Origin of the sequence: Kitasatospora sp. NPDC057904, assembly GCF_042887925.1 — a bacterium.
Lineage (GTDB): Bacteria > Actinomycetota > Actinomycetes > Streptomycetales > Streptomycetaceae > Kitasatospora.
Genome location: NZ_JBHVOL010000002.1, coordinates 465786 through 491670, shown reverse-complemented (window position 1 = coordinate 491670; position 25885 = coordinate 465786). Strand labels below are relative to the sequence as shown.

Annotated in this window: 24 protein-coding genes and 1 riboswitch; of the genes, 10 read left to right on the top strand and 14 right to left on the bottom strand. The window is 74.3% G+C overall.

Annotated features, from left to right (window positions below; all coding sequences use genetic code 11):
• Nucleotides 1-26: 26 nt before the first annotated feature.
• From ACFVSN_RS07645 to ACFVSN_RS07615, 7 genes are read right to left on the bottom strand one after another with little or no spacing between them, the layout of a single operon-like run.
• Nucleotides 27-2039 (bottom strand): methyltransferase domain-containing protein, encoded by a 2013-nt coding sequence (locus ACFVSN_RS07645; protein ID WP_387953959.1) that lies wholly within the window; start codon nt 2037-2039, stop codon nt 27-29.
• Complete coding sequence (locus tag ACFVSN_RS07640) at nt 2036-3415, bottom strand: hypothetical protein (RefSeq protein ID WP_387953957.1); 1380 nt, start codon at nt 3413-3415, stop codon at nt 2036-2038. The genes ACFVSN_RS07645 and ACFVSN_RS07640 overlap by 4 nt, the downstream gene beginning before the upstream one ends.
• Entirely contained in the window at nt 3412-4755 is a 1344-nt protein-coding gene (locus ACFVSN_RS07635; RefSeq protein WP_387953955.1) for an MFS transporter, read from the bottom strand. Before ACFVSN_RS07635 ends, ACFVSN_RS07640 begins: the two co-directional genes overlap by 4 nt.
• On the bottom strand, nt 4752-6086 hold the full coding sequence (locus ACFVSN_RS07630) for an acetyl-CoA carboxylase biotin carboxylase subunit family protein (RefSeq protein ID WP_387953954.1): 1335 nt from the start codon (nt 6084-6086) through the stop codon (nt 4752-4754). The genes ACFVSN_RS07635 and ACFVSN_RS07630 overlap by 4 nt, the downstream gene beginning before the upstream one ends.
• 11 nt (nt 6087-6097) lie before the next feature.
• The gene (locus ACFVSN_RS07625; RefSeq protein ID WP_387953953.1) at nt 6098-6742 is read right to left on the bottom strand and encodes a 2OG-Fe(II) oxygenase family protein; all 645 of its coding nucleotides are present in this window, start codon (nt 6740-6742) and stop codon (nt 6098-6100) included.
• Nucleotides 6739-7872 (bottom strand): tRNA pseudouridine(13) synthase TruD, encoded by a 1134-nt coding sequence (gene truD / locus ACFVSN_RS07620; RefSeq protein WP_387953952.1) that lies wholly within the window; start codon nt 7870-7872, stop codon nt 6739-6741. Before truD ends, ACFVSN_RS07625 begins: the two co-directional genes overlap by 4 nt.
• Nucleotides 7865-9349: a hypothetical protein gene (locus tag ACFVSN_RS07615; protein ID WP_387953950.1), complete on the bottom strand. Its 1485-nt coding sequence runs from the start codon at nt 9347-9349 to the stop codon at nt 7865-7867. The genes truD and ACFVSN_RS07615 overlap by 8 nt, the downstream gene beginning before the upstream one ends.
• A gap of 148 nt (nt 9350-9497) precedes the next feature.
• On the opposite strand from ACFVSN_RS07615, the gene ACFVSN_RS07610 reads away from it, so the two are divergent.
• Genes ACFVSN_RS07610 through ACFVSN_RS07580 form a run of 7 tightly spaced genes read left to right on the top strand, consistent with a single transcriptional unit; the run spans nt 9498 to nt 16800 of the window.
• Nucleotides 9498-10616 carry an aminotransferase class I/II-fold pyridoxal phosphate-dependent enzyme gene (locus ACFVSN_RS07610; RefSeq protein WP_387953949.1) on the top strand — a complete coding sequence of 373 codons (1119 nt, stop codon included), beginning with the start codon at nt 9498-9500 and terminating at the stop codon, nt 10614-10616.
• Between the two features lie 41 nt (nt 10617-10657).
• The gene (locus ACFVSN_RS07605; RefSeq protein ID WP_387953947.1) at nt 10658-11284 is read left to right on the top strand and encodes a 2OG-Fe(II) oxygenase family protein; all 627 of its coding nucleotides are present in this window, start codon (nt 10658-10660) and stop codon (nt 11282-11284) included.
• A gap of 2 nt (nt 11285-11286) precedes the next feature.
• A complete protein-coding gene (locus tag ACFVSN_RS07600; RefSeq protein WP_387953945.1) occupies nt 11287-12006 on the top strand; it encodes a hypothetical protein in 720 nt (239 codons plus the stop codon).
• 21 nt (nt 12007-12027) lie between these two features.
• Complete coding sequence (locus ACFVSN_RS07595; protein ID WP_387953943.1) at nt 12028-13404, top strand: B12-binding domain-containing radical SAM protein; 1377 nt, start codon at nt 12028-12030, stop codon at nt 13402-13404.
• Nucleotides 13401-14204, top strand: a complete 804-nt coding sequence (locus tag ACFVSN_RS07590; protein ID WP_387953941.1) for a tyrosine-protein phosphatase — start codon at nt 13401-13403, stop codon at nt 14202-14204. The genes ACFVSN_RS07595 and ACFVSN_RS07590 overlap by 4 nt, the downstream gene beginning before the upstream one ends.
• Entirely contained in the window at nt 14192-15559 is a 1368-nt protein-coding gene (locus ACFVSN_RS07585; protein ID WP_387953939.1) for an acyl-CoA dehydrogenase family protein, read from the top strand. The genes ACFVSN_RS07590 and ACFVSN_RS07585 overlap by 13 nt, the downstream gene beginning before the upstream one ends.
• Nucleotides 15556-16800, top strand: coding sequence for an acetyl-CoA carboxylase biotin carboxylase subunit family protein (locus ACFVSN_RS07580; RefSeq protein WP_387953938.1), 1245 nt, complete (start codon nt 15556-15558; stop codon nt 16798-16800). The genes ACFVSN_RS07585 and ACFVSN_RS07580 overlap by 4 nt, the downstream gene beginning before the upstream one ends.
• On the opposite strand, the gene ACFVSN_RS07575 is transcribed toward ACFVSN_RS07580, so the two are convergent.
• The gene (locus ACFVSN_RS07575) at nt 16773-17369 is read right to left on the bottom strand and encodes a hypothetical protein (protein WP_387953937.1); all 597 of its coding nucleotides are present in this window, start codon (nt 17367-17369) and stop codon (nt 16773-16775) included. The genes ACFVSN_RS07580 and ACFVSN_RS07575 overlap by 28 nt on opposite strands.
• Nucleotides 17370-17545: 176 nt before the next feature.
• Here ACFVSN_RS07575 and ACFVSN_RS07570 point away from each other — a divergent pair, with 176 nt between their 5' ends.
• Nucleotides 17546-18946: an amidase family protein gene (locus tag ACFVSN_RS07570; protein ID WP_387953935.1), complete on the top strand. Its 1401-nt coding sequence runs from the start codon at nt 17546-17548 to the stop codon at nt 18944-18946.
• A gap of 61 nt (nt 18947-19007) precedes the next feature.
• The gene (locus tag ACFVSN_RS07565; protein ID WP_387954206.1) at nt 19008-20078 is read left to right on the top strand and encodes an NB-ARC domain-containing protein; all 1071 of its coding nucleotides are present in this window, start codon (nt 19008-19010) and stop codon (nt 20076-20078) included.
• Between the two features lie 584 nt (nt 20079-20662).
• Here the strand turns inward: ACFVSN_RS07565 and ACFVSN_RS07560 are convergent.
• From ACFVSN_RS07560 to ACFVSN_RS07545, 4 genes are all read right to left on the bottom strand, one after another.
• On the bottom strand, nt 20663-21154 hold the full coding sequence (locus tag ACFVSN_RS07560; RefSeq protein WP_387953934.1) for a hypothetical protein: 492 nt from the start codon (nt 21152-21154) through the stop codon (nt 20663-20665).
• Between the two features lie 26 nt (nt 21155-21180).
• Nucleotides 21181-21855 (bottom strand): hypothetical protein, encoded by a 675-nt coding sequence (locus tag ACFVSN_RS07555; protein ID WP_387953932.1) that lies wholly within the window; start codon nt 21853-21855, stop codon nt 21181-21183.
• Between the two features lie 5 nt (nt 21856-21860).
• Nucleotides 21861-22277 (bottom strand): hypothetical protein, encoded by a 417-nt coding sequence (locus tag ACFVSN_RS07550; RefSeq protein WP_387953931.1) that lies wholly within the window; start codon nt 22275-22277, stop codon nt 21861-21863.
• Between the two features lie 219 nt (nt 22278-22496).
• Nucleotides 22497-22793: a hypothetical protein gene (locus ACFVSN_RS07545; RefSeq protein ID WP_387593495.1), complete on the bottom strand. Its 297-nt coding sequence runs from the start codon at nt 22791-22793 to the stop codon at nt 22497-22499.
• Between the two features lie 124 nt (nt 22794-22917).
• A riboswitch (SAM riboswitch) is annotated at nt 22918-23060 on the top strand.
• Between the two features lie 198 nt (nt 23061-23258).
• Here ACFVSN_RS07545 and ACFVSN_RS07540 point away from each other — a divergent pair.
• Nucleotides 23259-23972: an IclR family transcriptional regulator gene (locus ACFVSN_RS07540; protein ID WP_380446426.1), complete on the top strand. Its 714-nt coding sequence runs from the start codon at nt 23259-23261 to the stop codon at nt 23970-23972.
• A gap of 62 nt (nt 23973-24034) precedes the next feature.
• On the opposite strand, the gene ACFVSN_RS07535 is transcribed toward ACFVSN_RS07540, so the two are convergent.
• A complete protein-coding gene (locus ACFVSN_RS07535; RefSeq protein ID WP_387953929.1) occupies nt 24035-25288 on the bottom strand; it encodes a threonine/serine exporter family protein in 1254 nt (417 codons plus the stop codon).
• A gap of 57 nt (nt 25289-25345) precedes the next feature.
• Entirely contained in the window at nt 25346-25852 is a 507-nt protein-coding gene (locus ACFVSN_RS07530) for a DUF664 domain-containing protein (protein ID WP_387953927.1), read from the bottom strand.
• Between the last annotated feature and the right edge of the window lie 33 nt (nt 25853-25885).

Genomic DNA, 25885 nt, shown 5'->3' with positions numbered 1-25885 from the left:
TACCTGGTTCCTTTCATGAAGACACGCTAGGCCGGGCGGGCCAGGACGTAGGTGCGCCGCTCGTCGAGGAAGCGGTCGAAGCGCAGCCCGGAGGCGCCGAGGACGTCGGGGAGTTCGTCGTCGCCGAGGTGGTGGAAGACGCCGGAGAAGGTCCAGGTCCGCTCGCCGATGCGGTACTCCTTGGTGCAGGAGACGATGCCGTCGTCGAGCCGTTCGACGTCGTAGTTGCGGAAGCGGGTGCCGCGGTTCTCCCATTCGGCCGGGCCGACCTCCTCGAAGAAGGCCGGGTTGGTGCGTTGGACGATGACGGCGCCGTGGGGCGCGACGTGGCGGCGGCAGGCGTCCAGGAGCGGCTTGCGGGACACGTAGTTGACGAGCGAGGAGAGGAGCAGGACGGCGTCGAAGGTGCGGTCGAGCCGGAGGTCCTCGATGCGCGCCAGCACGGTTTCGACCTCGCGCGTGCCGGCCCCACCGGCCGGGCCGGGGTAGGCGCCGGTCAGGCGGGCGAGCATCTCGGCGGACTCGTCCACGGCGACCACCCGGTGGCCCAGCGCGACGAGCGGGTGGGTGACGCGGCCGGCGCCGGCACCGAGTTCCAGGACGGAGCCGCGCTCGGGGATCGCGCCGTGGACGACCGCGGCCGTCCCGGTGCCGGGGGGCAGCGCGGCGAAGAAGTCCACGGCGGAGCCGTCGGGGGCGATGGTCCCGGGGCCCGTGCCGCGGGGGCTTCGCGGCACCTCGGGTGCCACGGTCATCCGGAAGTCCGCCGCGGTGGCGCGGATGCCCGCCTCGACGGCGTCGCTCGACGGGCCGCGGAAGCGGAACCGGCCGCCAACGTGCTGGTGGTAGGGGGCGGTCCACGGCAGGACGCGGCCGACAGGCAGGAACGTTTCCGCGTACGGCCCGTCCTTGCGGTCGAGCATCGAGCTGCTGCCGGTGATGCGGCACGGGCGCAGCCGAGGGGCGGGCACGATCAGCCAGCCGCCCACTTCTCCGGCGCCTTCTCCGCCCACGTCTCCGCCCACGTCTCCGCCCACGTCTCCGCCCTCATCGACGGTCACGCCCTCGTCGAGGCTCTCGATCTCCGCGACCGGCAGGTCGAGCTGGGTCCGGGCCAGCGTCGCCAGCAGGTCACCCCGGTGCGACTCGCGCCACAGGACCGGGATCTCGGCCCCGCCGGCGCGGGCGGCGGCCTCCAGGAAGGTGCAGTCCCCGGTGGCCCGGTCGACGAAGAGCTCCAGGTGGAACACGGTCGGCCGGTCGGTCAGCGCCGCCAGCGCCCTGGTGGTGAACTCCGCGACGCTCCGCAGGAGCCGCGGGTCGTCCTCCTCGACGGACCCGAGCGGGACGCCGTCGGCGCGGAACGCGAGGCAGTTGTTGACGTAGCGGGAGACGCGGTGGTCGGCGAGCCGTTCGCCGGTGAAGAGGCCGTCCACGTGGTAGGTCGGGTGCGGGTTGAACTCCTGGACCAGGTAGGGCTCTTCGAAGGATCCGGCGGGGGTGAGGACGTCGAGGTCGGCCGGCCTCTCCAGGCGCAGGACCCCGCTGGCACCGCGGCCGGCCAGCGGCTTGAGGACGACCGGCCAGCCCGCGGCCCCGGCGAAGGCGCGGACCGGGGCGGCGTGCGTGACCCGCTCGAACCGGGGCACCGCCAGACCGGCCTGCGAAACCCGGGTCGCCATCGTGTACTTGTCCCGGAACGGGACCACCTGGTCGGTGCGCGGTCCCGGACAGCCCCACTCCTCCCGCAGGGCCGCGCCGGTGAGCAGGTCGAGTTCCTGCATGGCCACGATCCGGTCCGGTGCGCCGTGCCGCTCCGCGAGGGCGGCGACCGCCGTCCGCACCTCGGCCGGGTCGTCGAGGTCGGCGACCTGGACGACCTCGGCGGCGCCGGCGGGCACCGCGGCCCGTCCGGCCGCGGTGGTGACGTAACCGACGCGGTGCTCTCGGTGGTCGACGTAGCGCGCGTAGTCGGCGAAGTCCGCGCGCGACCAGCGGTTGACGATCACGACGTGCGCGGAGTGCGGCAGCCCGGTCATCGGGGGCCTCCAAGAGGGGATCGGTCGGCGGGGCTTTCGAGTTCGGGTCGGCCGAGCAGCCCGGCGAGCGCGGCCGCACCCGGGCCGATGAGGCCGTCCGCGGGCAGCGGTACGAGGCTCGTGAGGCGGACGCCCCGCCCGTCGGGCCGGTAGAACGCGGTCTGCGTCAGGCCGCGGGCGACCACCTTCGCGCAGTGGGCCTCGTCCGCTTCGATCGGCAGCGGAATGGTCACACTGTGCGAAGGGTATCGGCGGACGGCGTCGCGGAACGTCGTCTCCACGTCCTGCCAGGGCAGATCGGCCACCCCGGGCACGGCCTCCTGCGCGGCGCGCTGGAACAGGTAGCCCGGGAACTGGGGCCAGGCCGCCCGCAGGCCCAGGCCGGAGGCCTGGCGCGGGTTCAGCTCGGTCGCGAGGAAGCCGTGTTCGCCGAGCAGGCCGTCGACGCTGAACATCCCGCGGAAGCCGGCGTCGGCGGCCAGCCGGCGCCCGGCCCGCCGGACGTGCTCTCGCATCCCCTCGACTGCTGCGGGCTCCGGCCGCCATCGGGTCGAGGAGCCGCAGAAGGTCAGCCGCGCGCTGTGCCGGTCGCGCAGCGTCACGATCTCGATCGGGTCGAAGACCGCGACCCCGTCCGCCAGGACCATGCCGAGGACGCTGCACGGCGTGCCCTCGACGAACTCGGCCACGCGGACCGTCCGGGCGCGCTTGCCCGCCCAGCGGAGCGCGTCGGCGAGCGCCTGCGGATCGCCCTGCGGATCGCGGACCCACCGCAGCCCGGTCGCGTTGCCGTAGTGGGCCAGGCTGGAGTCGATCGCGACGACGACCCCCGAGCCCCGGTCGAGGTCCCGGGCGTGACCGGCCAGCGCCGGGTCGTCCGCCCCCGTCACGACGTGGCGCGGGGACGGAACGCCCGCCGCCTGCCACAGGGTCTCGATCCGGGTCTTGTCCTCCCACTCGGACCAGGCGGGCCGGCGCCAGCCGTGCACGGCGCGGCCGAACAGGTCGCCGGTCTCCAGGAAGTTGTCGCCCAGCGCCGTCCAGGTGCGGCCGGGGTCGACCGTTTCCAGCCAGGAGCCGAGTGCCGGCGGCGAGTCGGCCAGCCAGGCGTAGAAGTCGCCCGGCGGCACGTCGAGGCCCCGCTCCGCGCAGCTGAAGACGTCCGGGACGACCGGCGTGTCCTTTGCCGGGTCGGTCGCGACGACGATCCCGGCCACCGTGGCGCCGCAGGCGGTGAGCTGGTCCATCACCGTCCGGGCCGTGCGGGTGAAGGACGGCCACAGCAGGACGGCCGAGCGGCCGGACCAGTAGTCCCGCAGGGCCTTCGTCGCCACCTCCCCGACGGGCTGCGGCCGGTGTTTCCTCTTGGCGCTCATGTGCTCTCCGGGAGTGGGGCGGGGGCCGGTGGGACGATGGACGACGGCGCCGGGGTGAGGTGGGCGCCGGGCAGCCGGGCGGCCGCGACCCGCAGCACCGGGACGGTGAGCGCGCTGGAGGCGACCAGGGCCAGCCACAGCACCGGGTTGCCCACCGCGAGCAGGGCGGTGAAGACGGCCGGTGCGAGCGCGCCGGACGCGCCGTAGGCGGTCTGGAAGAGGGCGTTGTACCGCCCCTTCAGACCCGCCGGGGCGGCCTCGTAAGCGGCGGCGCTCATCACCGACCCGAACAGCGCCTCGGCGGTCACGCCGAGCGCGGAGACGAGCAGCACCAGCGGCACCACCAGCGCGGGCCCGGCCAGTTGGGCGGGTGCCATCAGCAGGAACGTGACGGCGAACAGGACGGCGGCGGCGGTCAGCGCGCGCAGGCGGGAGGTGCGGCGGCCGTACGCGATCGCCGGCTTCACCGCGGCCATCAGCACGATGTTGCCGACCAGGACGGACGCGCCGGCCAGCCACACCGGCCCCCGCAGGGTGCGGACGGCCACCAGGGGCAGCGCGACCGTCAGGCTGTTGGCCGCGAACGTGAACAGCACCTGGATCAGGCAGAGCACGAGGTACGGACCGTCCCGCAGCACCGTCCGCCAGTTCCGCGCCGGTCCGCCGGCGGTGTCGCCACCGCTCTCGTCGTCGGTTCGCGGAGTACCCGGCCCGGGCCCCCGCACCCGCAGTACCGCGCACACCAGGACGGCGGCCAGGGCGAAGCTCACGCCGTTGGCCCACGCCAGCGCGTGCAGCCCGGCGGTACTGCGCCCGACCAGGCCGGCCAGCCCGGCGCCGACGCCCAGCCCGGCGATCCGGACGATGCTCATGGTGCCGAGCGCCCCGACGAGCTTGCGCTCCCCGGCCAGCCGGGCGAGCAGCGGCGTGTTCGCGGTCCAGAAGACGCGGTCGCCCGCCGAGTTTGCCGCCGCGATCAGGGCGACCTGCCAGATCGCCCCGACCAGCGGGTAGAGCAGGAAGCCGACCGCCCGCACCACGTTGCTGGCCAGCACCACGGGACCGGGCCCGAAGCGGTCGACCAGGGAGCCGCCGAAGGGGCCGGCGACCAGGCCGAACACCGCTCCCGCGGTGAGGGCGGCGCCGACCTGCTCAACGGGCAGACCCTGCGCCTGGACGAAGAAGAACAGGGAGATCGGCATCCACAGACCGCTGCCCACGGCGTCGATGCTGCGGGCAGCGAGGTAGAGGCGGGTCCTGGCCGGGCTGACGAGTGCGTCGGCCGTCGCGTCGCCGTCCGGGCCCGCCGCGCCCGCCGTGCGGGCCGCGTCGCCGCTCACGCCGGCCCCGGCCCGTCCACGGGGGCCTCGGCCGCGTTCCCGAAGTCCCACCGCGCCGCGCCGGCCCACCAGCGGTCGACCTCCCGCAGGCGATCGGTCAGCCGGTCGCCAGGGGTGCTGCCCAGGACGCCGTCCGTGGTGCTGCCGGGGCCGCCGACCAGGCGGTCGCCCGGGCCGTCGTCAGGGCCGTCGTCAGGGAGCCGGAAGAACAGGTCGGCGACGCGGTGGGAGGGCGAGTCGGGCCCGTGGTAGCGGTGCCCGACCCGCCCGCTCGGCACGTACTTGACGGTGCCGGGCAGCGGGCAGTGTTGCGGCAGCCGCCGCAGGGTGGCCGTCTCGACGGGCGGGTACCACGTCGCGTACCCGTGCCGGACGACCGTGCCCGGTCGGGGGAGGTCGGCGGTGCGTCCGGCCTGGCCGAGCAGGGAGGCGCCGTGCAGGTTGACGCCGGTGGCGAGCTCGAACGCCTCGACGATGCTGCCGCCGCCGGCCCGGCAGGCGATCTCGCACAGGACGATCCGGTCGTCGGCGGTGCGGAAGAACTCGGCGTGGAACGCGCACGCCCCCTCCGGAGCGGGAAGCGCCCGCACCACGTCGCGGACGGCCCGCTGGAGCCGGGCGAACAGCGGGTCGTCCGCGGCCAGCATGCCGCTCACGAGCGGGGCGCTGCCGTGGTGGGTGAGCCACTGGCTGTTCAGGTACCGGGACGGGCGGCCGAACAGCACCGCGCCCCCGGCCATCACGCCGTCGACGTGGAACGTGTCGCCCTCGATCCAGGCCTCGGCGAGCAGCGGCGCCGGCCACGGGCCGGCCGGCTCCCGCAGTGACGTCGGGTCGGTGAGGACCCGCTGGCCCAGGCAGGCGACGCCGTCGACGGCCTTGACGACCACGGGAAGGCCGTGCTCGTCGGCGAAGTCCGCGAGCTCGGCGCCGGCGTGGACCATCCGCATCGGGGCGACCGGCACGCCCGCCGCGCCGGCCAGGGTCTTCATGACGTGCTTGTCCCGGTACGCCAGCGCGCTCGCCTCGGTCTGGCCCGGCAGGCCGAGGCGGTGGCGTAGACGGGCGGCGCGCAGCACGTCGCTCTCGGCCGTGGTGAGGATGCGCTCGACGGCGTGCGCGCGGACCAGGCGCTCGACGAGTTCCCCGGTCTCCGGTGCCGCGTAGTCGTCGACCACCTCCAGGTGCCGGAAGCGCCCGGACCACGCGGCCGGCCCGGCGTCCCCGAGCGCCGACGGGTCGGTCACGACGACCAACTCCTCGGCGCAGTCGGGGAACCAGGCCGCGAGGCGGTCCAGCAGGGGCCGTCGGTTGAGCAGCAGGAGAGTCATCGGCCGTCCGATCAGTAGCGGCGCTTGGGGTTGTCCACCAGCCAGTACTCCAGCTGCACGGTGAGCCTGGTCTGGGTGACACCGGCGGCGACCTCGGACACCGAGTGCCAGGAGGTCTCGGACGGCGGGAAGGCGAGCAACTGGCCGCCGGTCGGCGGGATCCGGCGCACCGGCGGAACGGCCGGGTCGGGGCTGGTGCGCACCTCGTACGCGCCGCCGCCGTCGGCGGGCCACTCGGGGTTGAGGTAGAGGATCGCGGTGATGGCCTTGTACGGCTTGTCCTTGTGGACGGAGATGAAGTCGCCCGCCCGGTAGGTGTAGATGGCGATGTCGGTGGGCAGTTCACGCAGCTGCAGTCCGGTGCCGCGCTCCAGCCAGCCGACGAACTCCTCGCTGCGCAGCGACGCCAGGAGCTCGGCCCAGGCGGGGGAGAGACCGGCGGCCGCGGGGCGCGGCTCGTTGTGCTCCTGGAGGTAGAGCAGGTTCATCGCGTACTGCTTGTCGTGCTCGGGGTCGGTGACCTTGACCGGCTCGTAGCCGTCGACGGGGGCGGTGGCGAAGAGCGTGCGGATCCGGTCGTCGGTCAGCACCCCGTGGGCGAGGTGGATCGCGAAGGGCTCGGTGATCTGCTCGAATTCCTGCTCGGTCCTGATCAACGGACTTCTCCTGCCTTGGGTTCGGTGGCCGTGCTGCTGGTGGCGGCCGTGGTTGCGGTGGCCGTGCTGGTGATGGCCGTGGGGGTGGAGGCCGTAGTGGCGGAGGCCGTGGCCTGGTGAGCCAGCAACTGGCGGACGGCGGCGGTGGCGTAGCTCCCCGACGGGAGGAAGAAGCCGAGGCCGATCCGGCTGCGTCCGGGGTTGAGCTCGTCGGGGGCCGCGGGGGAGAGGGACACGGTGGTCTGGACGACGGTGGGGCGCGCGGAGGTCCGGGCCGCCGGGATGCCGTCGGTGAACGTGTATTTGGCGTAGGGGAGTTCGGGAGCCGTCGCGAGCACCGCGAGCGGCCGGTCGGCGTAGCGGTACTCCAGGCCGTCGAGCTCGACGGTGACGGTGTGCGGGTCGCAGGTGTCGTCGACCACCCGGCGCAGTGCGGCGTTCCAGTCGGCGGAGGCGTGTGCGGCGAGGTAGAAGGAGGCGTTGCGCGGGTCGAGGGTCCGGAAGAACTCCTCGGCCGGTCCCCGCCATTGGGCGGCCTGCGGGCTCTCCGGCGCGCGCAGGCCGGCGAGTTCGCGCAGGGCGGTGTCCCAGTCGCCGGCGAGCATGGCCCGTCCCACGAGATGGGTGCGCTTGGGTCCGCCCGGCACGCCGAAGCGCTGGGTGTCGTAGTAGTTGAGGAAGAACATGGTGTGCTTGCGCAACTCGGCCAGCCGCTCGGCGCGTTCGGGGGCGAGGTTACGCACGGTGATGCGGAAGCCGTTGCCCTCCAGCCGGCCGATGGCGAGCGGCTCGGCGCCGTAGCCGTGGTGGTGCAGGTCCAGCCAGTCGTCGGCGCGGCCGGCGACGCGCCAGCCCTCGGGGCCGAGCCCAGGCAGCGGGACCCCGGCGGGCACGGCGATCAGCTGCTCGGTGATGCCGTCCTCGTCCTTGAGTCCGCCGTAGGTGACGTCGGCGGTGGGCAGGGAGAGCTCGGCGGCGACGAGGCGGATCGCCTCCATGGTGGTGTAGCCGCTCTTGCGTAGCAGCAGGTAGCGCCAGTGCGCGTCGGTGGGACCGGTGTGTTCGACCACCATGGCCTCGCGGACGAGGAAGTCGCGCGGGCGTTGCTTGAGCACGGCCTGGTCAGGCACGCGCGTCTCCATTCTGGACGGGTCCGGTGAGATCGGTGAGATCGGCGGGGCGGACGCGGGCGCCGAGCCGGCGCAGGGCGGCGGGGAGGTCGGGGTAGCCGCGCCGGAGGTGGTGGGTGCCGGTCACGACCGTGGGGCCGGGCACGGCGAGGGCCGCGAGGAGGAGGGCGGCCGCCGCCCGGAGGTCCGGCGCGTGCACCGGGGGTGCCGGGCGCGACGGGGCCGAGGGGCCGTCGACGGTGAGGGTGCGGCCGTCCTGGCGCAGCTGCACGCCGAGCGCGGCGAGGCCGGGCGCGTAGCCGAAACGGCCGCTCCAGACGGTCTCGGTGATGGTGGACGGGCCGTCGGCGAGCGCCGCGAGCAGGGCGAGGAAGGGCTGACTGTCGCTGAACACGCCGTGCGAGGCGACGGTGACGTCCACCGGGCGCAGCCGCTGCGCCGGGCGCACGGTGAGCACGTCGCCGCCGTCGGAGCGGTCGGCGCCCCGGTCGGCTCCGGGGCCGAGGCTCAGGTCGACGCCCAGCCGGTCGAACACCTCCAGCTCGGGGGCCAGGGCCGTGACGGCCCGTCGCATCCCGGTGCCGCGTACGGTGAGCGGACCGGCGCCGAGCAGGGTGCCGGCGCACACCCAGGTGACGACCTCGATGAGGTCCGGCACGAGGACATGGCGGGCCGGCCGGTCGAGGCCGCGGCCGCCGCGCCCGGCGATGACCAGGGCGCCGTCGGCGCGCACGGTGACGTCCGTGCCCGACTTCCGCAGGACGTCCACGAGATCGGTGACGTCCGGCTTGGGGTACGGGTTGCGCAGGATGCTGACGCCCTCGGCGACGGCCGCCGTGAGGACCGCCATCTTGGTCGCCCCGGAGTAGTGCGGGCCGGTGCGCAGCGCGCGGTCGGCGGTGTGGTCGAGCAGGTCGATCTCGCAGCCGAGCAACTTGTCGGCGGTCACCCGCAGGCCACCGTCGGCGAGGACGGCGGCCTGGGCGCCGAAGCGTTCCAGCACGCCGACGTACTGCTCGACGGGTCGCTGCCCGCCGGGGTCGTCGCCGATGCGGCAGCCGCCGGTGGCGGCGACCGACGCCCGCCCGAACCGGGACAGCAGCGCGGGCAGGAGGTACACGGAGCCGTGGATCGCCGCCGCGTCGGCGGGCAGCTCGGCGGTGTGCAGACCGTCGGCGTCCACGGTGAGGGAGCCGCCGGTCCGGTCGGCCCGTCCGCCGAGCCGCCGGACGATTTCGGCCAGCACTTCGGTCTCGGCGATGTCCGGACAGTTGTCGATGCGTACCGGAGCGCGGGCCGCCAGGGCCGCGGACACCACCGTCACCAGTGAATGTTTGAATCCGGACACAAGGGTTTCCCCGGCGATTCGGGATATTCCGTCGGCGACCAGAGCGTCGTTATTGCGGACGGATAGCAGAGCCTGCGGTGCGGTCAACTGAAGCACTCCCCCCGTTGGGTCGGCAACGGAGCTTGACATGTGCCCGTGGTGATCGTCAACAGGGATCCTGCGTCGTCAACTGGCCATCCCCACACTGATTGTGAACCACTGTTACGCGATCCGGAGGCGCGTTGACTTGGATGTGAAGCTGTGCTTGCCTGGGAATCGGACGGAAGCGTCCGGTTGGATGGCCGTGAATGCGGCCGGGCAACTTGGGGGACAATTGACCGTCGTCGACGGTGAAAAGGTAAGGCATGCGTTCTTCGACCGGCGGGGGCACGACGCCCGGCTCAATCTGAGCAGCAACGAGCTGGTCCATCCCGCCGCGGAAAGGCTTCTCGACGCGGTCGCCAGGGAGTTCACGCCGGACCTGTTGCGGCAGTATCCGCACAGTAGGTCCACAATCGACACACTTTCCGCGTACGTGCAGTGCGATTCCGACGAATTGCTCGTCACGCCCGGTTCGGACACCGCGCTGCGCCTGGTCTGCGCCTACTTCGCCCGCCGCACCGCGGGCCGGGGCGAGGTGATCCTCCAGCATCCCAACTACGCGGCGTGGACGGAGACCGCGGACCTGCTCGGCCTGTCGCTCCGGCCGGTGGCGACCACCGGCCTGGACCTGGACGCGCAGGCCGGCGCACTGATCGAGGCGGCGGCCGCCAGCCGTGGCGCGCTGATCGCGGTCAGCGTGCCCAACGGCCCGATCGGCGGCCGCCTGACCGGTGAACAGCTCGACCGGCTGGCCGAGTTGGCGCGCGAGCGCGGACACCTGCTGGTGATCGACAGCTGTTACCAGGTCTTCGACGGCCCGCTCACGGCCCAGCTGGCCCGCCGCGGCGGGAACGTGCTGGTGGTCCAGTCGCTCTCCAAGTCGCACGCCCTGGCCGGCGCCCGCGTCGCGGTCCTGTGCGGCGAGACCGGGCTGCTGGCCCAGCTGGCCGCCGTTCCGCTGGAGCACGCGGTGTCGGCACCGGCCCTGCTGGCCCTCCGGGTGGCCATCGACCAGCACGACCGGTTCGAGGCGGTCTGGCGCGAACTGCGCGAGGTGCGCGCGGGCGCGGCGGCCGAGGTGCGGTCCTGGGGCCTGCCCGTCGCCCCGTCCGGGGGCAACTTCCTGTCGCTGCGCCTGCCGTCCGCGGCCGCGGCCGGCCGCGCGACCGGCGCACTGTCCGATGCGGGCTACCGCGTGCGCGACCTGTCCGACCTCACCGGCCTGGCCGGCTGGCTGCGCTTCACCATCGCCGACACCGCCACCATCGAGCGGTTCCTTCCGGTGCTGAAGTCCGCCGTCGAGCAGGTGGGTTGAGATGTCCGTGCCGAGGACCGCCATCGGCCGGGAGCGCTGACATGCCCGTGCTCGCTCCCGACTGGACCGACACCGCCGCCTGCCGCACCACGCCCTACCGCTGGCTCGCCACCGCGCCCGGCCGGCTGTACGGAGAGGACACCGCGGCCGAGCTCGCCGCGACCTTCCCGCAGGACGACTACGTGCGCCTCGACGCCACCGGGGCCGGCCGCGACAAGACCTACCGCAACTACTCCCGTCCGCTCCTCGGCCCCGGCCGGGACGTTCCGGCCGGCCTGCCCGCGCTCTGGCGCGGGCTGGTCGTCGACCTGGCCGGTGAGCCCTACCGCCGCCAGGTCGCCGCGCTGCTCGACCAGCCGGTCGCCGCCGCCGTCGAGATCCGCCTGGTGCGGCACGCCGACACGGACTGGCTCGGCCCGCACACCGACCGGGCGGACAAGCTCTTCAGCCACGTCCTGTACTTCAACCCCGGCTGGCAGGTCGGCTGGGGCGGCTGCCTGGAGATCCTCGACGGGGACGACCCCACCGCCGTCCACGACCGCGTGGTGCCGCAGCTGGGCGCCTCCGCGCTGCTCGTCCGCTCCGACCGGTCCTGGCACCAGGTCGGCGCGGTGACGGCCGGCCGTGGCCGCGAGCGGCGCTCCCTCGTCCTGCACGGGCTCCGTTGATCATGCCCGCGGCCCGCCGGCGAACCCACCAGCCGAGCCACCGTCCGGCCCACGAGCCGACCCACCATCCGGCCCTCCCCACGGACCCGCCGTGGCCCGCCACGGTCGACCGGTCCGCCCGGATCCTCGTCCTCGGCAGCCCCGGCTCCGGCAAGACCACCCTGGCCGCCCGCCTGGCCCGCGCCACCGGACTGCCGCTGCACCACCTCGACGACCTGTACTGGGCGGCCGACTGGACCCGCCCCGACCCGCGGGCCTGGGAGCGGACGCAGCGCCGACTCGCCGCCGGCCCCCGCTGGATCATCGAGGGCAACCACCTGCCGACCATCCCCGTGCGGATGGCCCGGGCCGACCTCGTCGTGCTGCTCGACGTCCGGCCGCGCACCTGCGCCGCCCGCGCCGTGCGCCGCGCCCTGGCGATCCGCCGCGGCCACCACGACGGCCTGCCCGCCCTGGTCCGGGCCCGCGCCGAGGCGGGCCACCCGGTGTCCGCCACCCAGGACTTCCCCCGGCTGCTGTGGAAGATCGCCCGGTTCCGGGCTCGCTCCCTGTGGCCGGCGATCGAGCACACCCGCGACAACCCCCACGCCGCCCTCGTCATCGCCGTCGGACCGGGCCGCGCCCACCGGCGCCGCGCCCGGCTGCGCCGGCACCTGCGCCGGGCCGGCGTGTCCGCAACGATTCTGACGGTCCGTCAACTCGACGCCGTCGGCGAGGTCTGAACCCCGACAAGGAGCTCCACCGTGCGCGTACTGGTCCTGTGGCCACCCCACGTCCCCAGCTACTTCAACGCCGGCCACCACCTGCCGGTCTTCACCGTCGCCGCCTACCTGCGCACCAAGGGCCACCAGGTGGACGCGCTCGACGCCGGCGCGCTCAACCGGACCTGGAAGGAACTGGCCGACCGCCTCCACCAGGGCCGCTACGAGGCCGTCGTCATCGTCAACGAGTACGACGTCGTCGAAGGCGTGCGCCGGGCCGCCGACTACACTCGCGCGCTGCTGCCCGACGCCCTGCTCGTCACCGTCGGCCGGCTCGGCTACCAGAACCCCGGCTTCTTCCACACGCTCGACCTCGATGCCGTCGTCGCGAGCGGCGACTACGAGGCCGGCACCGCCGCCGCACTCGACTGGGCGCGCGACGGCCGCCCCCCGGTCGACGGCCTGCCGGGCGTGCACCTGCGCCACACCGGCGAGTGGCACGGGCCGAGCGCCCCCGGCACCTGGCTGCCCGCCGACGAGTGGGCCCTGCCGGACGTCTCCGAGATCCCCTACACCGCGTACGAGAACCTCTACCGCACCGACGAGAACAAGTTCTGCGGCATCCCCGAACGGCTCGAACTCGTCGCCCCGGTCGCCCGCGGCTGTCCCGTCGGCTGCAGCTTCTGCGACGTCCCGCCCATGCAGGGGCTGCGCGAACGCCGGCTGACCGTCGAGCGCACCGTCGACTACATCCGCGACAGCTTCGCCCGGCTGCCCTTCGAGTACGTCGCCTTCTACGCGCCCACCTTCACCCTGAACCGGTCCTGGGTCCTCGACCTGTGCACCGCCCTCGAAGCCGAACCGCGCCGCTACCCGTGGAAGTGCGCGACCACCCTGCACCACCTCGACGAGGAACTCGTCGGGCGCATGGCCGCCGCCGGCTGCATCCGGATCAGCGTCGGCGTCGAGACCTTCGAGGAGAACGCCGAACCGGGACTGCCCCGAGTCAAGCGCCGGGCCGAGACCCGCACCGAGGAGGTCGCCCGCTGGTGCCGCACCCACGGGATCGAGCTGAACTGCTTCGTGATCGTCGGTCTCCCCGGCACCACCCCGGAAGGCGCCCGGCACACCATGGCCGCCGTCAAGGACCTCGGCGCACGCGTCCGCCCCACCCTCTACACCCCCTACGAGCTGATGCGCGCCGACATGACCGAAGCCCAGCTCAGCGCCTACAACCGGCAGACCTTCGTCGACCCGGACGCCGTCCGCGCCACCACCGGCCGCGAGCCGGGCGAATTCCTCGCCCTGCTCTACGGCGGCGACGACTACCGGACCCCGGCCACGGAACGGATCCCCACCACCGAGCGCCTCCGGGTCGTCGAACGCCCGCCCGCCGCCGACGCCGGACGGCCCCGGTGAGCGACCGGCAGCTGCTCGCCGACCACCTGCCCAACCTGCGCGACCTCGGCGGGCTGCCCACCACCGGCGGCGCTCGGCTGCGCCCCGGCGTCCTGCTGCGCAGCTCCGCCCTGTCCGCCCTGTCACCGGCCGGCGCCGAGGCGCTCACCGGGCTCCTCGGCCCGGGCGCCTGCGTCGACCTGCGCACCGACCCCGAGGTCGACCGCGACGGAGGCCCCGACCACCTGCTCGCCCTCGGCTGGACGTGGCACCGCCTCCCGGTCCGCGACCGGGCCCCCGGTGACCACGGCGACACCCCCGAGGACCAGCTGCGCCGCCACCTCGGCACACTGCCCCGGTACCTGGAGGCCACCGAACGCGTGGCACGGCTGCTGCCCGCCGCCGGCCCCGTGATCATCGGCTGCTCACTGGGCAAGGACCGGACGGGTGTCGTGGTCGCCGTGTTGCTGCGGGCCCTCGGGGTGGACCGGCCCGCCATCGTCGACGACTTCGCCCTGAGCAACCACCAGCTGGCCGCCGGCCGCCACCACCTCCCGGCGCGCTGGCGCGAGGCCGCCACCGTCAACGAGGCGCCCGCTCGGGTCTGCACCGCCGTCCTGGACCGGCTGGACCGCTTCGACGAGTCGGACCGGTCGGACTGCCCCGGCCCGCATCCCGCACTGCGGCGGATCGCCGACGCGCTGGACGCGGTGCGCCCGGCGCTGACCACGACCGCCCGGACACCGGACGGACAGGAACAGCCGTGCCCCCCACTGACACCCCGCCCACGACACGGACAGGAACAGCGATGTCCCCACTGACGGCCCCTCCGCCGACGGTCTCCCCGCCGGCGGCCCACTCACCGACGCTGACGGCCCACCCGCGACCCGTCACCGACGCCGGGCAGCGCCTGTGCGCGGCCGTCGACGGCCTGGCCGGCCACCTCGCCGACCAGGCCGCCGAGAACGACCGGGCCGGCCGCTTCGCCGCGCCGAGCGTGCGACGCCTGGAGGAGGCCGGCCTGCTGGCCGCCTGCGTGCCGGTCGCGGACGGCGGAGCCGGCCTGGACTCGGTGCACGACCTGGGCGTCGTCACGGCCAGGCTCGCCGAGGCCGACGCCTCCGTGGCCACCGCGGTGTTCATGCACCTCGCCCTGTCGATGCACTTCGCCCGCACCGCTGCGGCAGCGCCCGCCCGGGACACCCCGCAGCGCCGCTGGACCCGGGCGATCGGCGAGCGCCGCATGATCGTCTGCTCCACCGTCACCGAACCCGGGACGAGCGCCTGGCTCCCCGCCACCGTCGCCGTCCCCGAGGGCGGGGGCTGGACCGTCACCGGGCGGAAGGCCATGGCCTCCCTCTCGCCCGTGGCGACCCACTTCTACACCCGGCTACGCGCGGAGACCCCCGACGGTCCGATGATCGGCTCGGTGCTGATCCCCGGCGACCTCAAGGGAGTCGAGGTCCACGACAGCTGGGACGGCCACGGCCTGCGCGGCTCCGGCAGCGGCACCGTGGCGTTCGACCGGGTGCGCCTGCCGTGGGAGGCGGTCGGCTTCCGCGGTCGCTGGGGAGAACGGCCGGGCACCGGAGCCCTCGGCGGCAAGGTGCGGGTGGCCGCCCCGCTGCTGGGCGTGCCGCTCGGGATCGCCGAGGCCGCGCACCGGACGGCCCTCGCCGCCCTCTCCGGGGACGGCCAGGGCTCCTCCGGCGCGGGCGACGGCACACCCGGCCGTCGGCGAACCGGCGCGGCAGGGACGACGGCGGCCCTGGCGGAGCTGGAGACCGCCCTCGTCTCGGCCCGCGGGGTCCTGCGCTGCCTGCTGCTCGACGTGGACGCCCACGACGCGGACGCACACGGGCCCGACCTCATGCGCGCCTGCATCGCGGCCGGCACGGTGGTCGAACGGGCCGCCCTGCACGCCGTCGACCTCGCCATGCAGCTGTGCGGGGGCGGCAGTTACCGCGCCGGGCACCTGCTCGGACGCCTCGCCAGGGACGTCCGGGCCACGATGTTCATGCGACCCCACGCCCCCGCGGAGGAGTGGGCCGACGTGCTCGCCGACCTGGCTCTCGCCGACGCTCCGCCCACTGCTTCGCACGCCGCTCCGCCCGTGGCTCCGCCCGTGGCTCCGCCCGTGGCGGTCCCGGCCGCCGCGCCGGAGGGGACCCCGTGACCGCCCGCCGGGAGAACGTCCTCCTGCTCGACCGGGTCGGCTACGACCGGTTCAGGCTGCCCGACGGCTCGCCCGTCCTCGACCCGGACCGCTACCGCGTCACCCTGCTCACCCGGACGGCCCTGGTCGGCCAGGCGCGGCCCGGCGAGTGCGCCGAGGTCCTCGGCGTCCGCCTGTCCGACACCGCCCTGCGTGACGCGCTCGTGCGGGCGGTGCACCAGGAGGCGGGCCTGGACCACCTGCTCGCCTTCAGCGAGAACCTGCTGCTGCCCGGCGCCCGCCTGCGCGAGCGACTCGGCGTCCCCGGCCCGTCCACCGCCCGGCTCCTGCCCTTCCGCGACAAGTCCGAGATGAAGCGGACCGCCGCCGAGGGCGGCCTGCCGGTGTGCGACTGGCTGCCCGTCGACCGTGCCGCCGACGCTGCCGGCCTCCTCGACCGCCACGGACGGATCGTGCTCAAGCCCCGGCTCGGCAGCGGGTCCGCCGGCATCCACCTGGTGGACTCGCGGGCCGCGCTGGCCGCGCTGGACGGTCACGACCTCGGCGGGCACCAGGCCGAGGAGTTCGTCGACGGTGGGATGCTGCACGTGGACGTCGCCGTGCACCGGGGCGAGCTCCTCGCCTGCGTCGTCTTCCGCTACCTGACCAGCACGCTGTCCCACGTCGACAACCAGCCGATGCTCTCGGTCACCGTCGACGACCCGCACCTGGTCGAACGGGCCACCGAGTTCACCCGGCGGGTGGTCAAGGCCTTCGACGTCACGGACGCCGTGCTCCACCTCGAAGTCTTCGAACTCGCCGACGGCGCACTCGTGTTCAACGAGGTGGCCGCCCGCAACGGTGGAGCCGGCGTCGTCCCGGTCGTCGAGGCCCTCACCGGCGTCAACCTCTACGAGGCCATGGTTCGCCTGGCCCTCGGCGAACGCCCCACCACCGGCTACCCGCGTACCCACCGGGCCGGCGGTGAATTCGTCCTGTACAGCAGGCCGGGACGCCTCGCCGCGATCGACGACGAGGCGGTACCGCGCGACTGGCTGATCAGCCGGCGCGCCACCGCGAAGCCCGGCGACCTCCTCAAGGCCTCCGGCTACTCCGGCGCCGGCCTGGTCACCTACGCCGTCGGCGGACGCGACGAGGCCGAGGTGCGCGCCCGGCTCGACTTCATCCGGACGCACACCTCGATCGCCTACGACGACACCCGCGCCGACAGCGGCTACGCCGAAGAGGACGCCCGCCACTGATCGAACCCGGCCACCGTGCGCACCCCGTCGTCCAGCACCGACCGGTAGACGTCCCAGCTGCGCACGCTCCGGCCGTACTCGGGGCTCTCCGCCCACGCGTGCTTGATCAGCAGGATCGCCTCCCGGGCCTCGGCGGTGAGCCGCTGCGGCAGCGTCCGCAGGTGCGCCAGGTCCGGCTGGCGCTCGGGCTCGTCGACGAACCAGATGTCCAGGGACCACTTGTGGCCCCGCGGCGACCGGTAGTCCAGTCCGAGGTACAGCCCGTCCGGGTAGCCGGGATCGGTGTTCCAGGCGCCGGTGTCATTGCGGAACCGCACCTGCCGCACCCGCTCGTGCATCGCCAGCCGCGCCCCGATCCCGGCCACCGCCTCGTGCACACCCGCGTCGAGCCGGGGGCACACCACCGTGACGTCCAGGTCCCGGCGCACCATCAGCCCCAGCGCCGCACTCCCCACCCGCACCGGGTCCCCGAGCCGCCCGAGCAACTCGTCCAGCCCCAGATCCTTGTTCACCTCGTCCGCCTCGACCTGGAGTTCGTCCTGCTGTCGCATCAACTGATCATTCGTCATGCCTCCATTGTCCCAAGGCCTCGACCATTTCGGACCGAAAGGCCTCGGTGGAACCAGCGCTCCCCGTGTGCACCGGTGCGCGTCGCGGTACGGCTTACGCCGTGGTCCCGGGCATGACCGCGGCTTGAGCGGGTAGCACGGCCTTCGACACGTGCGAGTGCGAAGGAGACGACCCCATGGCCGAACCGGGAGCCGCGGGCCGGCGCCGCGCACACGAGGTCGTGTCCGCCGCGCTCGGCCGGGCCGCCGCCGTCGGGCACCTCAACGCGTTCATCGCCCTGGACGCCGGGAAGGCGCTCGCGGAGGCGGCCCGCCATGACGCGCACGGGAGCCGGGAGCCCTGGTGCCTGGTCGTCAAGGACAACATCCACGTCGCCGGCCTGCCCAACACCGCGGGCACACCCGCGCTCGCGGGCTTCGTCCCCGGAGCCGACGCGCCCGTCGTCGCGGCGCTGCGTGCCGCGGGGGCGATCGTCCTGGGCAAGACGAACATGCACGAGCTCTCCCTGGGGGCCACCTCGTGCAACCACACCTTCGGCGCCGTCGGCAACGCCACCGACCCGGCCCTGTTCGCGGGCGGCAGCAGCGGCGGGACGGCGGCCGCGGTGGCCGCGGGGGTCGCCGAGGCCGGGCTCGGCACGGACACCGGCGGTTCCGTCACCATCCCGGCGGCGCTCAACGGCATCTACGGCCTGCGCCCCAGTGCCGGGCGCTACCCCTCGGCGGGTGTCACGCCGCTGTCCACCACCCGGGACACCCCCGGGCTGCTGGCCCGCAGCCTGGACCGGCTCATCGCGCTGGACACCCTCGTCACCGGGGAGAGCGGAATCCCGCGGGACCCGGGCCGCCCGCCCCGGTTCGGCCTGCCGCGGCACGTGTTCACCGAGGACCTGGAGGGCCCGGTCCGCATCGCCTGGGAGGCGGCCGTCGACCGCCTGACGGCGGCGGGGGTGGAGTGGGTCCCGGTGGACACGGCACACCTGGCCGCGTACGACTCCCGGGTCGGGTTCCCGCTCGTCTTCGGCGAGTTCGGCGCCGCGCTCGGCCGCTACCTCGACGGGCACCGCACCGGGCTCACACCCGCCGACGTGCTCGACGCGGTCGCCGACCCGGTCATCGCGGAGACGCTCAAGGCCACCGCACTGCCCACCGCCCCCGGGTACCCGGGCCCCGCCGTCCTGCGCGGCGCGCTTGCGGAGCGGCAGGCGATGCAGGCCGCGTACGACGAGCTCGTCACCGCCCACGGCCTGGACGCGATCCTGAGCCCGACCGTACCGGTGTGCGCCCGGCCGCTGCACCGGTACGAGGATTCCCTGCCCCTCAACGGCCGTGACGTGCCGACGTTCCCCACCCTGATCCGCAACACCTCTCCGGCGGCCACCGCGGGCCTGCCCTCGCTGACGGTCCCGCTCCCGGTCGCCGGCTCCGCCCCCGTCGGCGTCCAGCTCATCGGGCGGCGGACGGCCGACCGGGACCTGCTCGCGGTGGCGGCGCGGATCGACGGTCTCCTGCGGCCCGAGGCGGCGGACCCGGCGACCGGGCACGATCCGACCGGTCGTCACGGGGAGGCCCGATGAAGGCCATCCCCGGTCCCACCCGCTCCCGGATGTCGGACCGGGCGCCTACACTCGCCCCGTGATGCGGGAGGAGCGGACGGGCGCGCCGGATCCGGCGGGCGCCGCCGATCTGGCCGAGTTCATCCGGGCGTTGGAAGGGCTGCGGCTCTGGGCGGGCGGGCCGTCCCTCCGGACGCTCGCCAAGCGGGTCGGGCCGCTGCTGCGCCCACCGCAGCCCGTCTCCCACAGCACCGTCGCCGACGTCTTCAAGCCGGACCGCCGCCGGCTCGACCAGGACCTCGTCCTGGCCGTCGTCCGGGCACTCGGCGTGGGGGAGGCCGACGCGGCCCGCTGGCGGGCGGCCTGCACGCGGGTGCACTCCGACGCGCGGGCCGGCGGACCGGTCGGCGTCCTGCGGCAACTGCCCGCCGATCTCGCCACGTTCACCGGTCGCGAGCGCGAACTCGCAGCGCTCATAGGTCACTTCGGCAGAGCGGCAGCCGTGGTATCGACGATCGAGGGCCCGGCCGGGATCGGGAAGACCCAACTCGCCCTGCACGCCGCACACCGCCTCGTCCGCGACGGCCGGTGCGCCGACGTCCAGCTGTACGTCAACCTGCGCGGCAGCGACCCCGAGCACCCACCGGCCGATCCGGCTGCCGTACTCGGCATGTTCCTGCGGCAGTTGGAGGTCCCCGCGAAGCACGTCCCGACCGGACCGGCCGAGCGCGCCGCCCTGTTCCGCGAGCGGATGCACGGCAAGCGGGCCGTCGTCGTGCTGGACGATGCCGCCACCACCGCCCAGGTCCGCGAGCTCCTGCCGGCCTCCCCGACGTGCCTGGTGCTGATCACCGGCCGGCACACCATGACCGGCCTGGAGAGCGCCGAACCGCACCGACTGGACGCCTTCACCGAGGAGGAGGCGCTGCTGCTCCTGACCAGAGTGGTAGGCGCCGGCCGGGTCGCCGCCGAGCCCGAGGCCGCCGGGCGGATCCTCAGAGCCTGCGGGTACGCCCCTGGAGCGGTATCGGCCGTCGCGTCCCGCCTGCGGTCGAGACCGGCCTGGCACCTCGCCGACCTGGAACGCCGCCTGTGCCGCCCTTCGACCGGAGACCACCCGCCACGTGTCCACCGGACCGTCGGCACGCCATAGGCAGGAAGGCCCCTCCCGTCGCAGGGCGGATCCGCCGGAGGCCGCCCACCCCCTCCGGTGACGATCACTCGCCCCCAAGTGGTCGATCTTCGGCCGTTCGCCCGCGTCAATCCGGCGTGTACGGCATGATGCAGGGCCAAGGGCCAAGGGCCAAAGGGGCCGAGAGGGCCAAGGGCCGGCAGCCGGGGAGCATGGGCGAGTCGGCGGAGGACCGGACGGTCCTCGACGACGAGGCGGACGAAGCGGGCGGGGCATGATGATGCGGGACCAGCTCCTGGGGGACCGCTACCGGCTGGTGCGGCAGCTCGGCGACGTCGACGACACCTCCGAACCTGCCGGAAGCCCCGCACCCCCAGGAGGACGGACCGACCGACGCCCCTCCACGACAGCGACGGCCCCGCTCCCGCCTCCGGCCCCCACCCGCAGAGAGAGCAGCCCCCGTCCACGGCCGGACACCGGATCGACGCAGGCGCTGGACCGCGACATCAAGACCCGACGGGCGGCGCGCGCGATCGCGGCCTGACCCGGGCGTGCGGAAAGGCCGGGGAGTCGAGGACTCCCCGGCCTGCCTGCGAGAGGACCGCCTATGCGGGCGGGGTGCGGAAGATCTTGGTGAAGCTGTCCAGGGTGCCCCCGTTGGCGGTGAAGCCGAGGTAGGCGGCGCCGGTGGCGGCGAGGCCGAGGAGGACACCGAGGTAGGTGCCGACGTCGGCGCCGGCGTCGATGAAGGCGGACTGGCCGACGGGGATCGACGGGTAGGTGAGCCAGCGCAGCAGGACGATCACTGTGGCGATCACCGCGAGCACGAGATTGGTGGCGTGGCCCTGGCGGGCGGGCAGGCCGCGGCCGATGGCGGGGAGGGCGGCCATGACGCCGACGGCCACGAGGGCGACCATCGGGATCCAGGCGCCGGCGCCGACGTCCCAGGCGTTGCCGCTCGCCGCGTACTGGGTGAGGAGGCCCGTGGCGCCCGACTTCTCGGAGACGGTGTACCACGGGAGGAAGCTGTCGATGAACGCGATCACGCCGATGGCGGCGAGCGCTCCGGACTGGACGCTGATCTTGACGGGCTGCACGGGTCCGAACCCTTCTCTGGTGGTGTTCAGTTGAGGCTCTGCGGTCCTTGCCCGGGTACCACTTCGCACGGGCTCTGGTTGCCGTCGGTGAAGGAATCGGGCCCGACGAACCAGCTGCACCACGTGTAGGCCTCGGGCAGGATGAAGGTCTTCGTCTCGCCGCCGCCGGTGCTTCCGCCGCAGGCGTCGGTCCGCACGGTGCCCGTCGTCCACTTCATGACGACCCCGTACAGGGCGTAGGCGGTGGTGCCGGGCGGCACCTGGATGGCGACCTTGGTGTTGGTGGACTTGGACGAGGTGCGGGAGACGGACGAGTCGGTGCGGTGCTCGTAGTCGAAGACGGCGTTCGCCTGGCCCTCGGCCGCGGGGACGAAGGCCGAGGCGCCGGTGACGAGCGCGGTGCCCGCCACGGCGACGTGGGCCTTGACCGTCGTGCTCTCCGACTCCTGGATGGAGAGGGTCTGTTCGCGGGTGGTGCTCACCGACCAGGTCTCCGTCGAGCCGGTCTGGTTCTGCGACATCTGGGCGTCGACGACCTCCAGTGCCGTGCCGCCGTCCTTGACGTTCGTGTAGACGTAGGAGGTGTCGCATTTCGGCGGAGGGGCGGCCGCGTGGCCGGAGCTGCTGCAGCCGACGAGGGGGGTGAGGAGCGCGACGGTCACGAGGAGCGGCGCCGCGCCGCCCGCCGGTCGGATCGTCATGGTCCTCACCCGACCTTCAGGGAGAGGGACTTGACGACCACGCCGTTGTAGAGCGCCTGGACCTGGACGCTCCCCGCGATGGCGAGGTCGATCCGCTTGGTGTAGACGTGCCGGCCCTGGGCGACCGTGACCGGCAGGCTGCGTGCCTCGGGTTCGGACTGCCCGCCGCGGACCAGGTCGAGTTGTACCGTCCCGCCCGCGCCGCCCGCGTCGGTGATGAAGGCCACGTAGGCGGTCTGGCCGACCGGGAACGTGGTCGAGGCCCCGGTGACCCGCTGCTGCCCGGTGTCGAACCCGGTACCGGTCACGAGGTCCTGCACGCCGTCGTGGGCCTGGCTCGTGCCGGACGAGCAGGCCGCGGCGGCGCACAGCGCCACGGCGACCACCCCCGACCGCACGACCGGACCCTGGCGACCGTTCATGTGCTCGCCCTCCGCTCGGGGACGGTCGAGAAGGGGACCGTCGGTAAAACGGTAGAGCTCCGGTCGCGGCTCGGTGAGGGATATGCGAAGTCGTGGCACTGCCGCTTCGAAACCGTGACAGATGTCCGGATCCGCGACGCGAGCGCCCCGATTCGGAACGGAGGTTTCGGTGATCTTCCTTGAGTGGAACGGAATGTGACGAATGGTCAGGCGGACGCTCTACGGGGCGGCCGTGCCACCCTCGCCCAGGACGGGCGCCACCAGCCGGCCGAGTTCGGCGGCCTGCGGGGCGGGGACGTGGGCGGCCAGGGCCTCGGCGATGGACGCGGCCCACTGCGCGCGGGTGATCCGCCCGAGCAGCAGTGGGAGGTCGCGCTCGGGGGCGAACGCGATCTCCGTCGTCGTGCCCGGGGCGAGGCCGGCGGCCCGTTCGAGCCGCGTCACCTCGTCGCCGTCGTAGAAGCGGATGACGCCGTCCAGGTCGCAGAGCAGGGCGTCGAACGCGAGGTCTGTCATGGCTGGTGATCATGCCAGAGCCCCGCCGACCGGGCCCGGCGGGAGCCGTGCTCCCACGAAGCGGAGGTGTACGGGGTGGGGGGAGTTTGGCGGGCGGGGCGGGGAGTCTTGTATCGTTCCTCGCGAATCATCCAGAGGGGTGGAGGGACCGGCCCTACGAAGCCCCGGCAACTCCCCGTTCGACCCGGCGTCCGAAGTACGCGCCGTGCCGTCCGGGATCAGTGCCAACTCCGGCCTGTCGCCAACGTGGCGCGGGAAAGATGAGGAGACACGGTGCTCTCTGTGCTGTCCTTCGCCCGGGCGCTTCCCGCCCCGGCCCTTCCGCGTACCCGTCTCGTGCCCGGCGCAGGCATCCGGCCGACTTCTCCGGCCCGTTCTCGCTGACCACCCCCGCGCTCCCCGCGGGGAGCCCCCGCGCGCCGAACCCACCCGTCGGCCGCGGATTCGAGACTGGAGTACCCATCCATGGAGCTCACGAGCGGCGTCGGCGTGCTCGACAAGGCCACCGCGATCCTCGCCACCCTGGAGTCCGGGCCCATCACCCTGGCCGGACTCGCCGCCGCCACCGGCCTGGCACGCCCCACCGCCCACCGGCTGGCCGTCGCGCTGGAACACCACCGACTGGTGACCAGGGACCTGCAGGGCCGGTTCGTCCTCGGCCCCCGGCTCGCCGAGCTGTCGGCGGCGGCGGGGGAGGACCGGCTGCTGGCCGCCGCCGGGTCGGTGCTCGTGCACCTGCGCGACGTCACCGGCGAGAGCGCCCAGCTGTACCGCCGTCAGGGCGAGGTCCGGATCTGCGTGGCCGTCGCGGAGCGGCTCTCCGGTCTGCGCGACACGGTGCCGGTGGGGGTCACGCTCCCCATGAAGGTCGGCGCCGCCGCCCAGATCCTGCTCGCCTGGGAGGAGCCGGAGCGCCTCCACCGGGGGCTCCAGGGGGCGCGCTTCACGGCCACGGCCCTCAGCGGCGTACGGCGGCGGGGCTGGGCGCAGTCCATCGGCGAGCGCGAGCTCGGAGTCGCGTCCGTGTCGGCGCCGGTGCGCGGGCCGTCCAACCGGGTGGTGGCCGCGGTCACCGTCTCCGGCCCGATCGAACGGCTCACCCGGCACCCGGGCGCGCGCCTGTCCCAGGCCGTCATCGAGGCGGCGAACCACCTCACCGAGGCGCTGCGCCACCCGTGACCGGCCCGGCCCCGGGCCCGGGGCGTCGGCTCAGGCCCGAGGCCCAGGCCCGGGGCGTCGGCTCAGGTCCGAGGCGCCGGCGTGAGGAGCGTCGGACGGGGAATGCGGCTGATCACCGAGCCGATCAGGGTGCCGATCGACACCCCGAAGACCGCCGAGACGGCCGCCAGCACCGACTGGGCCCCGTTGCCCACCTCGATCTGGGCGGTGTTCAGCAGGCCGAAGGAGCCCGGCACGACGATCCAGAACGCCGGCAGGTAGAGCACCTGCCAGAGCGGGCCGCCCGGCAGCCAGTGCACCAGGGTGGCGGCGACCGCGGCGGAGACCGCCCCGGCCAGGCCGCCGATCGCCGCGCCGTGCTCCGAGCCGATGACGACCTGGACGGTGACGCTCACCGCGATCACCGCGACGATCCACGGAACGGCGCTCGGCGGGGTGTTCACGTTGATCACGACGCCCGCGACGGCGATCGCGAGACCGAGCCCGATCACCCACCAACTCGGCTTGGCCACCTGCACGTTGGCCAGCGCCGAGGCGGGCATGCCGATCGCGGTGGTGGCGGCGGCCACCCCGGCGAGGAACAGTGCGAGCTGCACCGCGCCGGACACCAGCCGGGCCGTCCCGGCGCTGGCCGAGCCCGCGGCGATCTCCGACAGGCCGGTGACCAGCAGCCCGCCCGGCAGCAGGATCGCCAGCGTGGCGACGATCGTCCGCAGCGGGCCGTCCAGCAGCGAGGCCTGCGCGAGCGCCAGGACGAGCAGTGCGACGAGGAACCCGGCCGTGACGGGCAGCAGCGGCCGCAGGGACGGCAGGCGCCGGGCGAGCACGGTCAGTCCCGCGACGACCAGCGAGCCGGCCCCGGCCGCCAGCACGTTCGCCGCGGCCGGCTGCAGGAACATGCAGACCCCGACCCCGACCGGCAGCGCCCCGAGGTCCGCCACCCACGTCGGCCAGCGGGCCGGCGCCCGGCGGATCGCGTCCAGCTCGGCGAGCGCCCGCGGCCCGTCGAGCCCGCCGGCGCGCAGCCGGTGCACCAGGTGGAGGACGTCGGCCGTCTGCTCGAAGCGCAGCGCGGCGCCGACGGGCCGGAACGCGGTGGCGTCGTCCGTGCCCAGCGAGACGAACAGCCCGTTGGTCAGGGCGGCGACCTGCACCCCGGGAGCCCCCAGCGCCCGCCCCAGGCCGTGGAGTTCCTCCTCGACGTCATGGACGGGCAGACCACCGCCCAGGAAGGCGTCGCCCAGTTCGAGCAGGAGGCGGCGGAGCGGGTCGGGCGGGGCGGCGGTGCCCCGGACCGGGGGAGACGTGCGTGACATGGCACGTATCGTCCCATCCCGCCCGATTCGGTCCGACCGTGCCCTTCTTCCGGGCGGTCAGCCCCCGCCCAGGAGCCCGCGTACGTAGGCCGCCTGGCCGACGTGCTGGAGGTCGTCGGAGATCACGCTGACCAGTCGCACCCCCAGGGTGACCGGAGGGTCCCACGACTCGTCGACGACGCGCGCGAGGGACGGGCCGTTGAGCCTGCGCACGAAGTCGACCGTCCGGGCGTGGACGGCCTCGTGGTAGCCCAGCAGCAGCTCGGCGGTGGCGGTGACCTCGGCGACCTGGGCGGGCCGGTGCCCGTAGCCGGTGGCCGCCGCGGCGAACGGGAGGGCGAAGCGCTCGGCCCAGCCGTCCGCGGTCCACACCTGCTCGCGGTCGGCCGCGTCGGCGACGTGGTCGTCCTGGATCCTGGTGAGGTGCCAGACCAGCCAGGCGATCGAGTTGGCCGGATCCCGCACCCGGAAGGCGAGCTGCTCGGGGGAGAGGCCGTCGACGACGCCGGCGACCTCCTCCCGGATCCGGCCGAACGCGTCCACGAGGAGATCGGCGCTGGTCACACCCGTCACTGTCGCCTCCCGATCGGGGTCGTC

Excerpts from the sequence above, each read along its gene's own strand:
- ACFVSN_RS07645 (WP_387953959.1), bottom strand. The coding sequence starts at position 2,039 with ATGACCGGGCTGCCGCACTCCGCGCACGTCGTGATCGTCAACCGCTGG.
- ACFVSN_RS07640 (WP_387953957.1), bottom strand. The coding sequence starts at position 3,415 with ATGAGCGCCAAGAGGAAACACCGGCCGCAGCCCGTCGGGGAGGTGGCG.
- ACFVSN_RS07630 (WP_387953954.1), bottom strand. The coding sequence starts at position 6,086 with ATGACTCTCCTGCTGCTCAACCGACGGCCCCTGCTGGACCGCCTCGCG.
- ACFVSN_RS07615 (WP_387953950.1), bottom strand. The coding sequence starts at position 9,349 with ATGTCAAGCTCCGTTGCCGACCCAACGGGGGGAGTGCTTCAGTTGACC.
- ACFVSN_RS07610 (WP_387953949.1), top strand. The coding sequence starts at position 9,498 with ATGGCCGTGAATGCGGCCGGGCAACTTGGGGGACAATTGACCGTCGTC.
- ACFVSN_RS07605 (WP_387953947.1), top strand. The coding sequence starts at position 10,658 with ATGCCCGTGCTCGCTCCCGACTGGACCGACACCGCCGCCTGCCGCACC.
- ACFVSN_RS07600 (WP_387953945.1), top strand. The coding sequence starts at position 11,287 with ATGCCCGCGGCCCGCCGGCGAACCCACCAGCCGAGCCACCGTCCGGCC.
- ACFVSN_RS07585 (WP_387953939.1), top strand. The coding sequence starts at position 14,192 with ATGTCCCCACTGACGGCCCCTCCGCCGACGGTCTCCCCGCCGGCGGCC.
- ACFVSN_RS07575 (WP_387953937.1), bottom strand. The coding sequence starts at position 17,369 with ATGACGAATGATCAGTTGATGCGACAGCAGGACGAACTCCAGGTCGAG.
- ACFVSN_RS07570 (WP_387953935.1), top strand. The coding sequence starts at position 17,546 with ATGGCCGAACCGGGAGCCGCGGGCCGGCGCCGCGCACACGAGGTCGTG.
- ACFVSN_RS07565 (WP_387954206.1), top strand. The coding sequence starts at position 19,008 with ATGCGGGAGGAGCGGACGGGCGCGCCGGATCCGGCGGGCGCCGCCGAT.
- ACFVSN_RS07555 (WP_387953932.1), bottom strand. The coding sequence starts at position 21,855 with ATGACGATCCGACCGGCGGGCGGCGCGGCGCCGCTCCTCGTGACCGTC.
- ACFVSN_RS07550 (WP_387953931.1), bottom strand. The coding sequence starts at position 22,277 with ATGAACGGTCGCCAGGGTCCGGTCGTGCGGTCGGGGGTGGTCGCCGTG.
- ACFVSN_RS07545 (WP_387593495.1), bottom strand. The coding sequence starts at position 22,793 with ATGACAGACCTCGCGTTCGACGCCCTGCTCTGCGACCTGGACGGCGTC.
- ACFVSN_RS07540 (WP_380446426.1), top strand. The coding sequence starts at position 23,259 with ATGGAGCTCACGAGCGGCGTCGGCGTGCTCGACAAGGCCACCGCGATC.
- ACFVSN_RS07535 (WP_387953929.1), bottom strand. The coding sequence starts at position 25,288 with ATGTCACGCACGTCTCCCCCGGTCCGGGGCACCGCCGCCCCGCCCGAC.